Annotated in this window: 9 protein-coding genes; 1 reads left to right on the forward strand and 8 read right to left on the reverse strand. The window is 66.8% G+C overall.

Annotated features, from left to right (window positions below):
* Positions 1 to 67: 67 nt before the first annotated feature.
* The 5 genes from PV772_RS07455 to PV772_RS07475 form a co-directional block, all read right to left on the reverse strand.
* Positions 68 to 313 carry a hypothetical protein gene (locus tag PV772_RS07455; RefSeq protein WP_141158359.1) on the reverse strand — a complete coding sequence of 82 codons (246 nt, stop codon included), beginning with the start codon at positions 311 to 313 and terminating at the stop codon, positions 68 to 70.
* A gap of 162 nt (positions 314 to 475) precedes the next feature.
* Positions 476 to 2,068, reverse strand: a complete 1,593-nt coding sequence (gene hutH, locus PV772_RS07460) for a histidine ammonia-lyase (protein ID WP_347885775.1) — start codon at positions 2,066 to 2,068, stop codon at positions 476 to 478.
* Positions 2,069 to 2,070: 2 nt separating this feature from the next.
* Positions 2,071 to 3,768: a urocanate hydratase gene (locus PV772_RS07465; protein ID WP_347885776.1), complete on the reverse strand. Its 1,698-nt coding sequence runs from the start codon at positions 3,766 to 3,768 to the stop codon at positions 2,071 to 2,073.
* Between the two features lie 151 nt (positions 3,769 to 3,919).
* Positions 3,920 to 4,747: an IclR family transcriptional regulator gene (locus tag PV772_RS07470; protein ID WP_347885777.1), complete on the reverse strand. Its 828-nt coding sequence runs from the start codon at positions 4,745 to 4,747 to the stop codon at positions 3,920 to 3,922.
* A gap of 184 nt (positions 4,748 to 4,931) precedes the next feature.
* Entirely contained in the window at positions 4,932 to 6,542 is a 1,611-nt protein-coding gene (locus PV772_RS07475) for a DUF222 domain-containing protein (RefSeq protein WP_347885778.1), read from the reverse strand.
* A 314-nt stretch (positions 6,543 to 6,856) separates the two neighbouring features.
* Here PV772_RS07475 and PV772_RS07480 point away from each other — a divergent pair, with 314 nt between their 5' ends.
* Complete coding sequence (locus tag PV772_RS07480; RefSeq protein ID WP_347885779.1) at positions 6,857 to 8,362, forward strand: amino acid permease; 1,506 nt, start codon at positions 6,857 to 6,859, stop codon at positions 8,360 to 8,362.
* A 58-nt stretch (positions 8,363 to 8,420) separates the two neighbouring features.
* Here the strand turns inward: PV772_RS07480 and PV772_RS07485 are convergent, their stop codons facing one another.
* The 3 genes from PV772_RS07485 to PV772_RS07495 form a co-directional block, all read right to left on the reverse strand.
* Complete coding sequence (locus PV772_RS07485; protein WP_347885780.1) at positions 8,421 to 9,350, reverse strand: hydroxymethylglutaryl-CoA lyase; 930 nt, start codon at positions 9,348 to 9,350, stop codon at positions 8,421 to 8,423.
* Positions 9,350 to 10,678 (reverse strand): CaiB/BaiF CoA-transferase family protein, encoded by a 1,329-nt coding sequence (locus PV772_RS07490; RefSeq protein ID WP_347885781.1) that lies wholly within the window; start codon positions 10,676 to 10,678, stop codon positions 9,350 to 9,352. Before PV772_RS07490 ends, PV772_RS07485 begins: the two co-directional genes overlap by 1 nt.
* Before the next feature lie 141 nt (positions 10,679 to 10,819).
* A complete protein-coding gene (locus tag PV772_RS07495; RefSeq protein ID WP_141183163.1) occupies positions 10,820 to 11,593 on the reverse strand; it encodes an IclR family transcriptional regulator in 774 nt (257 codons plus the stop codon).
* Positions 11,594 to 11,597 lie beyond the last annotated feature (4 nt).

The following is an 11,597-nucleotide window of genomic DNA, read 5'->3' on the forward strand; positions in this document are numbered from 1 at the left end:
AAATCCCCGCACTCCCATTGGGAGTGCGGGGATTTTTTGTTGCCTTGGGTTCTGCCCGGCCGGACCGTCAGCCGCGGCGGACCTGCACGCCGTCGGATTTCAGGAAGAGCTGCTTCTCCGCCGGACCTGACGGGCCCGCCGGCACCAGCCAGAGGACGTTGCCGCTCTGCGACACCTCTTCCACCTCCCCCGCAGCCACCACATGCGCATGCTTGATGATCTCGACACGGTCCCCGGCCTGGAGGGCCCTCCAGTTGGAAACCGCGGCGGAATGGGCATTGCGCCTCGACAGGACTGCCCCACGTGCTTTCATTTGAACTTCTACCCCTTTGTATCGTTCTGCCGCCACAGCCTCGTTGATGTGACTTTCACTACATCTTCAGTTCTACTACACTCCCGGAGCCAAGGCGTGCCGTGGCGCCGGATATTCCGCACTGCGGACGCAGGCGCAGCAGGCCCTGAAGATCCTTCGGTTTCAGGCAAGCGGCCCGACGGCGGATTCGGCCGCCGCACGAACGTCACCTGAGGCGACCAGCCGGTCAGCCGCCTCCAGTTCCGGGGACAGGAAACGGTCCGTGCCCGGCCCTTCCACCACCTCGCGGAGCGCTGCCACCACGGCGGTTCCGGCCGGCCCTGGGGTCAGCACGCCGCCGGAGAGCTGGGTGCGGATGTCCAGGGCCCGGGCCGAGGTCACCAGTTCGATGGCCAGGACGCGCCGGAGGTTCTCCACGGCTTTGCGCAGCTTCCGCGCCGCGTGCCAGCCCATGGACACGTGGTCCTCCTGCATGGCCGAGCTCGGAATGGAGTCCACGGATGCCGGAACGGCCAGCCGCTTGTTGTCCGAGACCAGCCCGGCCTGGGTGTACTGGGCGATCATCAGGCCCGAGTCCACGCCGGGATCCGCGGCCAGGAACGCCGGCAAGCCGTGCGAGCGGGCAGGATCCAGCATCCGGTCGGTGCGGCGTTCGGCCATGGAGCTGAGGTCCGCGACGGCGATGGCCAGGTAGTCCAGGACGTATGCCACGGGTGCGCCGTGGAAGTTGCCGTTGGAGCTGACGCGGCCGTCCGGGAGCACCACCGGGTTGTCGATGGCTGCCGCCAGTTCCCGGGTGGCCACCAGCTCGGCATGGTCCACGGTGTCGCGGACGGCGCCGGCCACCTGGGGGGCGCAGCGCAGGGAGTAGGCGTCCTGGACCCTTGAATCCCCCACTTTGTGGGAGGCCACAATGGGCGAATCCGAGAGCACACGCAGCATGTTGTCGGCACTGGCCGCCTGGCCCGGGTGCGGCCGCAGCGCGGCGTGCAGCTCGGGCAGGAACACCTGGTCGGTGCCCAGCAGTGCCTCCACGCTCAGCGCGGCGGTGATGTCCGCCGTCGCCAGCAGCTGGCGCAGGTCCGCGATGGCCATGAGGAGCATCCCCAGCATGCCCTCGGTGCCGTTCACCAGCGCCAGCCCCTCCTTCTCAGCCAGGGTGACCGGTTCGATGCCATGCTCTGCAAGCAGCTCGGCGACGGGCCGCTCGCCGCGCCCGCCGTACGTGACGCCGTCGGGCCCTGCCGCTTCACCCTCACCCATGAGGACCAGGGCGCAGTGCGACAGAGGCGCGAGGTCGCCCGAGCAGCCGAGCGAGCCGAATTCGCGGACCACCGGGGTGATGCCGGCGTTGAGGACGTCCACCATGGTCTGCAGGACCACGGGGCGGACGCCGGTGCGGCCGGAGGCGAGGGTCTTGGCGCGCAGGAACATGATGCCGCGGACCACTTCCCGTTCAACTGCCGGGCCCATGCCTGCCGCGTGGCTGCGGATCAGCGATTTCTGCAGCTGGGTGCGCAGCCCGCCCGGGATGTGGCGGTTGGCCAAAGCGCCGAAGCCGGTGGAGATGCCGTAGGCAGGCGTGTCGCTGGAAGCCAGGCTGTCGATGTGGGCACGGACTTTGGCCACGGTTTCGAGTGCATCCGGGGCGATGGTGACCTTTGCGTCGTGGCGCGCGACGGCGAGAACATCCTGGGGCGTGACGCCGGCCGACCCGAGGGTGACAGTGAGCGGTTCGTGGGTAATCGTGGTCATGATTAGTTGCCTTCGTTCATGGGGATGCGGACGCCGCGTTCCTTGGCGACTTCGACGGCGCGGTCGTAGCCGGCGTCGGCGTGGCGGATGACGCCCATGCCGGGGTCGTTGGTGAGGAGGCGCTCGAGCTTCTGCGCGGCGAGGTCTGTGCCGTCGGCGACCGAGACCTGGCCGGCGTGGATGGAGCGGCCGATGCCGACGCCGCCGCCGTGGTGGAGGGAGACCCAGGTGGCGCCGGACGCGGTGTTGAGCAGCGCGTTCAGCAGCGGCCAGTCGGCGATCGCGTCCGAGCCGTCAGCCATGGCCTCGGTCTCGCGGTACGGGGAGGCGACGGAGCCGGAGTCCAGGTGGTCGCGGCCGATCACGATGGGCGCCTTGACCTTGCCCTCCTTGACCAGCTGATTGAACAGCAGGCCGGCCTTGGCGCGTTCGCCATAGCCGAGCCAGCAGATGCGGGCCGGCAGGCCTTCGAATTCCACCCGCTCCTGGGCGGCGTCGATCCAGCGGTGCAGGTGCTTGTTCCCGGGGAAGAGTTCCTTGATTGCCTGGTCCGTGACCCGGATATCCTCCGGGTCGCCGGAGAGGGCCACCCAGCGGAACGGGCCCAGGCCCTCGCAGAACAGCGGCCGGATGTAGGCCGGGACGAAGCCGGGGAACTCGAAGGCCCGGGTGTAGCCGCCCTTGCGGGCTTCGTCGCGGATGGAGTTGCCGTAGTCGAAGACCTCGGCGCCGGCATCCTGGAATTCGACCATGGCCTGGACATGGCGGGCCATGGAGGCCTGGGCCTTCTTGGTGAAGCCTTCCGGGTCCGCCTCAGCCTCGCGGTGCCACTCGTCCACCGTGATGCCCTCGGGAAGGTAGGACAGCGGATCATGTGCCGAGGTCTGGTCGGTGACGATGTCCACGGTGAGCTCGCCTGCGTTGTGGCGGCGCAGGATCTCAGGGAAGACCTCAGCCGCGTTGCCCACGTAGCCCACGGACCAGCCGCGGCGCTCCTCCTTGGCCTTGAGCACCTTGGCGATGGCGGCGTCGAGGTCGGTTTCCACCTCGTCCAGGTAGCGCTTGCCGGCGCGGCGGCGCAGGCGGGACTCGTCGACGTCGACGATCAGGCAGGCGCCGTCGTTGAGGGTGACGGCGAGCGGCTGCGCGCCGCCCATGCCGCCACAGCCGCCGGTCAGGGTCAGGGTGCCGGCGAGGGTGCCGTTCTGGTCGCCGGTGAGTTTGCGGGCTATCGCGGCGAAGGTTTCGAACGTGCCCTGCAGGATGCCCTGGGTGCCGATGTAGATCCAGGAACCGGCGGTCATCTGGCCGTACATCATCAAGCCCTCGGCCTCGAGCCGGCGGAATTCCGGCCAGGTGGCCCAGTCGCCCACCAGGTTGGAGTTCGCCAGCAGCACGCGGGGCGCCCACTCGTTGGTCCGGAAAACACCCACGGGCTTGCCGGACTGGACCAGCAGGGTTTCGTCCTTTTCCATGGATTCCAGCGTGCGGGTGATGGCGTCGAACGCGGCCCAGGAGCGGACGGCCCGGCCCGTGCCGCCGTAGACCACCAGGTCATCCGGACGCTCGGCGACCTCGGGGTCCAGGTTGTTCATCAGCATGCGCAGGGGCGCTTCGGTCTGCCAGGACTTGGCGGTGAGCTCGGTGCCGCGGGCTGCTTTGACCGGGCGGGCACCGGTGGTGAAATCGGCGGGTGCCATGGTGGGCTCCTTCTTGTGTTGTCTGTTGGAGGAAAGAAGTTCTGTATCCACTAAAACCCTTTGGAAACGCCCGTCACAGGGCTTTTGGCGGGGAGCTGTCCGGGATGCCAGACGCGATCCGGGCCTGTTGCCCGGATCGCGGTTCACGGCGTTACTTGGTGGGGCGTCCGTGGATCCGGACCGAAAGTTCATCCGCCGCCTTCTGGACCCGGGCTGCCAGCGCCGGCCATTCCTCCGGGGCCAGTTTGTCTTCCAGGAAGGTGACCGCGACAGCGGCGGTGGGCCAGCCCGTGTGGTCGGTGACGGCGGCGGCGATGGATCCGAAGCCGGGGGTGACCTCACCGTGTTCGGTGGCGTATCCGCGCTGCCGCACCCGGTCCAGGTGCGAGGAGAGCGACGAGTACTTCATGATGGCGCCCTCCACCTCATGCCGGGCACTGAAGGCGGCGGCGTTCGGGTAGAGCGCACGGACCTGCGACTTGGGCAGTGCTGCAAGGATGGCCCTGCCGCTGGCCGTGAGATGGCTGGGAAGCCGGACGCCGACGTCGGTCACCAGGGAGGGGCGGTTCTTGGCCCGCTCCTCCACGATGTACAACACGTCCCTTCCATGGAGCACGGCAAGGTGCGCGCTTTCGCCGATGGCGTCCACCAGGCTCGCGAGCAGGGGGCGGCCCAGCCGGGACAGCGGTTCCTGGCGGGAGTAGGCGGAACTGAGTTCGAAGGCGCTGATGCCCAAGCCGTAGCGCTGCTCCTCGTGGAGGTGAAGGACAAAGCCATTCGCCTCCATGACCCCCAGCAGGTGGTACACACTGGAGCGGGGCAGGTCCAGGCTGGAGGCGATCTGGGAGGCCGCCATGGGCCCGCGCCTGGATGCCAGCAGCTTGAGGATGCGCAGGGTGTTTTCCGCGGCAGGAACCTTTGAAGGCACCTTGGCCGCGGCGCGGGGTCCCGACGAATCGGTGCTTAGTGCAGTGCTCATGGGCAGGAACGGTCCTTCTCGATAGCTGTGTCCGGTATCCCGTACTTAAGCTTGCGCCCCGGGTGGCGCCGTTCGTGATCCATTGTCCTTTGTTATGTCTCGGATACCAGACATGGCGCATTCCAGCGAGCCAGCAATGCTGAACACCGGGACCAGGCGTCGTCCCGCAGCCCGCCTCCGCGCCTCAGCACGAGAGAACGGGCGCCTCCAGCTCTACGAAGTCCAAAAACAGGTTCCACTCCGGAAAAGGGTCGGCAGGAAGCTGACCTTCCAGTGGGCCGGGGTCGTCGGGGACGCTTAGCTCCTCAAGCAAGCCGATGTCTTCAAGCGCGCACACGTCCGCCGCCTCGGTTGCTCCTATTGAGGTTTCGCGTTCCGAGGCGCCGCGGAACGAAGCCGGGAGCCATTGCGGCCAGCGGGCTGGTTCTGAGTCCTGCTGTTCGGGGTCGTAGTGGCGCCCTGTGGGTGAGGTCCAGCCTGGCGGCTCATCCTTGGTGGCCGGGTCGGGGATCCATTGGCTGTGGTGCTTGAGCCGGTGGTGTTTGGGGCAGAGCTGTACCAGGTTGCTGACGTTGGTGGTGCCGCCGTGGTGCCAGGCGGTGAGGTGGTCGGTTTCGTTGTCGGGGGTGCGGTTGGTGCAGCCGGGGAAGGTGCATCTGGCATCCCGCAGCCTGATCCAGCGTTTGATGGCCCCGGTGAGCCGGTAGTTCTTCCTGCCGATTTCCAGGGGCGCCCCGTCCCGTGGGTCGACGAGGACCCGGTAGAACGACTCCGCGCCACCGGCGACGAGTCTGCGGGCCATCGATGCAGGGATCGGGCCGAAACCATCGAGGACTGCTGGTTCGTCAGTGGCTCCGAGGAGGGCGAACACGGGCACGGTGACCAGGACATCGGCCCTCGGCGTGGGGACTTTCCCGAGATCACCGGCATCCCCGGCAGCTTCACCCGGCGCGGTCGCGTGCCCGGCGCCGAGCAGCAGGGATGCGGCGATGTCGGGGCGGAGCTGGGTAAGCGTGCGGGGTTCGTCTGGTCCCTGGAGGCCGCGGGCGGTGGCGGTGGTCCGGTTCCAGATCGCGCAGGCGGTGTCCCCGGGCAGGTAGAGGGAGACCCAGGCCATGCCGTCCCGGTCGGGGGTGTATTCCATCCGCCGGTCCGCCACACCCTTTACATGGCGCTTCTCGATCGATTCCGGATGATGGCGTTCCCGCCACCCACGGACCTTGGCCCGGAACCGGGACGGGACCAGCTGCCCGGGTGCGGCACCCCGGGCAGCATTGGGCGCGGCAGGGTCGAAGAAATGCGTCACCAAAGACGCCGTATCCTCAGCGGTGAGGCTCTCGGTTTCGTCGGCGACGATCCGGGCATGCTGCCACGACATGGTTCCGGCGGACAGCGCCTCGAGCACCAGCGGCTGGGCGCAGATCCGGCGGGACTGCTCCACCAGCGCGCCCGCGGCCGCGGAACTGACGGTCAGGACCCCGGCGATCTCCTCCACCACGGACATTTCCGCGTAGGTGCGGTCATCCACGGACGCGTCCGGCGGGGTCACCGCTTCCTGGAACCCAACCGCGTCGGCAGCATCTTGTGCTTTCACCGCGGCGAGCTGCGCCTCCAACCGGGCAACGAGCTCGAGCCGCTCCAGCCGGATGTCATACCGCCGATGCAACACGTCAACATCAGCACCAACGCCGACCCCGGCGGCCAGGACGGCGTCCTCACGGTCCAGCGAATCCAGGGCAGCGACGGCGGCTTGAACACCCTCCAACGCCACCCCAACACCACCGCTGTTTCCCATACCGACATCATCGCGCGACCCACTGACATTGAAACCGGAGCCATTAGCCGCCAAAGCCACCCGGCGCCACGGTGGCCCACCCGTAAAAGCCCGCGTGCCGCCGTCGTACGCGTATTCGCTGCGCAACCTACTTTTCGCACCCCTAATACCCCGCGCGAAAAGGAACCTGCGCAGCGCAAGAACCTGCCCGCCGCGAAAAGGTGCCACCCACAGTCTGGAACCGAAGACACCAAGCCTCCGTGAGCCTCATCACGAAGGGCCTGGAAATGGTCTGCTGGTTAGCGGCTCCCTCCCAAAGACGAGAAGGTAACTCTATGCAACCCACCCCAACCCGGACGCAAAGTCCGGTGGAAACGCAAAAGCCGGCAGCCGTCGTCGGACAAGTCCTCAACAGGGGCCTCAATGTCCGGCACATCCGCTTTATGGCCTTGGGCTCGGCCATCGGCACGGGCCTCTTCTACGGCTCCGCCTCCGCCATCCAGAAAGCAGGACCGGCCGTCCTGCTGGCCTACATTATCGGGGGCGCCGCGGTGTTCATGGTGATGCGGGCCCTGGGCGAGATGGCGGTGCGGCACCCGGTGTCCGGCTCCTTCAGCCAGTACGCAGGCCGCTACCTTGGGCCCCTCGCCGGGTTCGTAACCGGCTGGACGTACGTGTTCGAGATGGCCATTGTCGCCATTGCCGACGTCACCGCGTTCAGCATCTATATGGGATTCTGGTTCCCGCAGGTTGACCGCTGGATCTGGATCCTGGCCGTCATCTGCTTCCTGGCCGCGCTAAACCTGCTCAGCGTCAAGGTCTTCGGCGAGCTGGAGTTCTGGTTCTCGCTGGTCAAGGTAGCGGCCATCGTCGCCATGATCGCCGGCGGCGCGGCAATCATCGTGTTCGGTTTCCAGGCCGCGGACTCCACCGTGGCGCCCGGCCTTGGCAACCTGGCTGGGCACGGCGGGCTGTTCCCCAACGGCTTCGACGGGCTGCTGGCATCCTTCGCCGTGGTGATGTTCGCCTTCGGCGGGATCGAGACCCTGGGCATCACGGCCGGCGAGGCAGCCGACCCCAAGAAGGTCATCCCAAAGGCCGTCAATACCGTCCCGGTGCGCGTGCTGCTGTTCTACGTCCTCACCCTGGGCGTCCTGATGAGCCTCTTCCCGTGGGACCAGGTAGGCACCAGCGGCAGCCCCTTCGTGCAGATCTTCAGCAGCCTGGGCATTCCCGCAGCACCGCACATCCTCAACGCCGTGGTCATCACGGCAGCGCTGTCGGCGATCAACAGCGACATCTTCGGCGCTGGCCGCATCCTCTTCGGACTCTCCAACCAGGGCCACGCGCCCGCCGCCTTCGGGAAGGTCTCGCGGCACGGTGTCCCCTGGATGACCGTGGTCATGATGGCCGGGATCCTGCTGGTGGGCGTGGTCCTCAACGCCGTCATCCCCGAAGACGTGTTCCTCGTTATTGCCTCCATCGCCACCTTCGCCACCGTCTGGGTGTGGGTGATGATCCTGGCGTCCCACGTGGCCATGAAGCGGGAAATCGCAAGGAAGGGACTGCCGGCGTCGGAATTCCCCTCGCCGTGGTGGCCGGCCGCGTCAGTCCTGACCATCGCGTTCATGGCGCTGGTGATCGCCGTCCTGGGCGCCTTCGAGGACACCCGGATTGCGCTGTACGTGGGCGCCGTGTGGCTGGGGCTGCTGGTCCTGGCCTACCGCCTGTGGATCAAGGGTGACGGACGACGGAGGCCCCACCTTGAGGACGAGACCCCGCCGCTGCAGGTGGTCGGGACCGCAGGGACAAAGGCTTCCGCCGGAAGCAGGCGGGGCTGAGGATAACGTCACTGCAACTCCGCCGTTGCGGCGTTTGGCGCAGAGTGTTCCCCCGGGCCTAGGCAGCCTTGGGGAACACTCCTGCGCCGGCGAGCCCTGAGCGCGGGGCCGTCTCCACTTTGGCGCAGATCCAGCGCCCCAGTTCGGTGGCTGCCAGCGGATCCATCGACGTGGCAAACCCTGCCCGTTCCAACATCCACACCAAGTCTTCCGTGGAGATATTGCCGGCCGCGCCGGGGGCGAACGGGCATCCGCCCAGGCCTCCCACGGCACTGTCAAAGACCCTGACGCCGGCTGCCATGGCCGCATAGGTGTTTGCCAGTGCAGTGTGTCGCGTTTCGTGCAGGTGGGCCCTCAGCGGCACACCCGTTTCGGATACCAGGGCAGCAAAGACCTCGTTGACCTGCCATGGGACGGCGCAGCCGATGGTGTCCGCCAAGGCAACCTCGGCCAGCTGACCTCGTTGCAGTGCCCTGCGGACCACCGAAAGAGCTTGCTCTCCAGGCACGTCACCCTGATACGGACAACCGAAAGCTACGGCGGCCGTAACCGTGACGGGAATGGCGGCAGCGGCGGCGATTCCGGATACTTCTTCCAGCGCGTCCAGGGCGGCGGCGACAGTCGTGTTCTGGTTGGCTGCGGCGAAGGCATCAGTCACGGGCAGGACGTAGTTGATCTCGTCCACGCCCGCGTCCACCGCCCTGTGCGCACCGCGGGTGTTCAGAACCAGGCCGATGTAGCTGGCGCCGGCAGCCCGCGGCACCCCGGCCATGACGGCATCGGCATCGGCCATTTGCGGAACTTTTTTGGGGTTGACGAAGCTCACAGCCTCAATCCGCCTGGCGCCCAAGGCAATCAGATCGTTGATTAGGCGCAGCTTGTCGTGGGTGCTGACCGGAATCTTTTCATTCTGCAGCCCATCCCGGGGACTGACGTCAACGATGGAGACTGAATCTCCGCGAGTACCGGTTCCCGCAATTCCGTTCATCAGATGGCACCTTCGTCCTTGGCATGCTGCAGTTCTTCGTCGTTCAGTTTGAGCAGACCCCCGTAGACGTCGCTGTTGTGGGAGCCAGGCGACAGCGGCCCGTTCCACGCGATGCCGCCGCTGGTCCGGGACAGCTTGGGGATGACGCCCGGCTGGACCACCGCCCCCAACTGTTCATCGGGAACTTCAACCAGCATCCCGCGCGCCCGGAGCTGGGGGTCTTCGAAGATGTCCTCGATGGTACTCACAGTGCTGTTGGGAACAGCGTGCCGGTCAAGGCACGCCACCAGTTCCGAGTGGTTGAAGCCTGCCGCCCATTCGGCGATCAGTTGTTCCAACGCCTCCTGGTTGACTCCCCGGGAAGCATGGTTGCTGTAGAGGGGGTCGGAAGCCAACTCCGGGGTGCCCATTGCAGCAGCCAGCCGCACGAACACAGAGTCCTGGTTGGCAGCGATCACCACCCACTTTCCGTCGCTGGAGCGGAAGATATTCGACGGCGCTATGCCCTTCAGCCCGGAACCGCTGGGGCCGGGCACAATACCTTGAGCCGCATAATCGGGAACGGCACTTTCCAGGAGGGAAAAGCATGCCTCAACAAGGGACACGTCCACGACCTGCCCCGTCCCTCCCCGGGCATCACGCCAATACAAGGCCAGCAGGATTCCCTGCAGCGCATAGAGCGACGCCAGGCTGTCCCCCAGCGAAATGCCCGTCCGTGGCGGAGCCTGGTCCGGGTAGCCGTTGAGGTGGCGCAGGCCGCCGCGGGCCTCTGCCACGGACGCGTAACCCGGCTTGTTGGCATCCGGTCCGGTCTGGCCGTAGCCGGAAACCCTGGCGATGACCAGGCCTGGGTTGCTTTGCCAAAGCACATCGGGGGCGAACCCCAGTTTTTCGAGTGTTCCAGGGCGGAAATTCTCGAGGATGACGTCGGCTTCCCTGCAGAGTTCCAGGAACAGTTCACGTCCGCGGGGCGACTTGAGGTCCAGCGTCACGCATTTCTTCCCCCTGGACTGGACTGACCACCAGAGCGTGTGGCCATGCACCCGGGCGCGCCCCCATTCCCGCATGGGGTCTGGACGGTCGGGTGACTCGATCTTGATGACTTCCGCGCCAAAGTCTGCGAGCTGCCGTCCTGCAAACGGGCCTGCGATAAGTGATCCGAGCTCCAGGACACGCACGCCGGTCAACGGGCCGCCGGCCTTTTCCATGGCAGCGCCAGGGGCAGGTGCAGCGCTGGGCCCTGTCCACGACCGTCCGCCAGGTCCAGCGTCTGCGTCCTGCCCGGCGCGCATGCCGTCAGGGGGTGCGGTCTGGGAAGTTTCCACCATCTTTGGGACTCCTGTTCTGACGGCAACCGGTGCCCGGGCCGCGTTGCCCGGCCTGCCGTGGGATCGCGAAGCATCGTTGGCACGACAACTCATATTGTGGACCTAAATTCACAATGTGGATAGAGGGAGGTGAAATCGTCGCTACTGCGGGATGGTGCCTCCGATGACCCTGGTACCCTCTTCCGCGGCCGCCAGCACCTGTTCCACCCAGGACGCGCAGACGTCGAAGGGCATCCTCAGGGCGGGCCCCATCACCGTAAGAGCGCCGAAGAGTTCGCCCTGCGGGCCGAAAATCGGCGCCGAGATGCCGCTGGCGCCGGACACACGCTCACCGGTGGTGATGGCGAAGCCGTCCGCGCGGGCTTTGGCGACCGATTCTTCCAGGCTCGCGGCATCGGTGATGGTCTGGTCGGTCAGTGATGCCAGGCCCGACCGGTACACCCGCTCGGCAACTTCCGGATTCCAGGCCAGCAGGACCCGCCCCGCCGCACCCACGTGCAGCGGCATGATTTCACCGACACTTACCGCCCGCCGGAGCATGCGGCGGGTCTCGGCAAGGGCGATGCAAACCCGTTTCCCTTGGGATTCGCGAAAGATGCAGGCGGTCTCGCCCAGCTCGTCACGAAGCCTTCGCAGCACGGGCGTCAGCAGCTCCAGGAAATCCAGCCCCTGGGTTGCCGGTGCCGCCCAGTGGGCCATCCGCACCCCCACCCGGTACCGGTCTCCGTGCCTGTCCAGAATCCCTTCCTGCACCATGTTCGCCACAAGGCGCTGGACGGTGGAGTGCGGTACCCCGGTGCTGGATCGGATCTCGGCCAGCGACAGCTCGGGCTGCGCGAGGGAGAAAGCATCGAGGATGGCCGTGATCTTCCGCAGGACCAACAGGGGCGTGGCCGACGTTTCGCTGGAGCTCATGGGG

It is taken from the genome of Pseudarthrobacter sp. CC12 (genome assembly GCF_039907755.1).
In the GTDB taxonomy this organism is placed as follows: domain Bacteria; phylum Actinomycetota; class Actinomycetes; order Actinomycetales; family Micrococcaceae; genus Arthrobacter; species Arthrobacter niigatensis.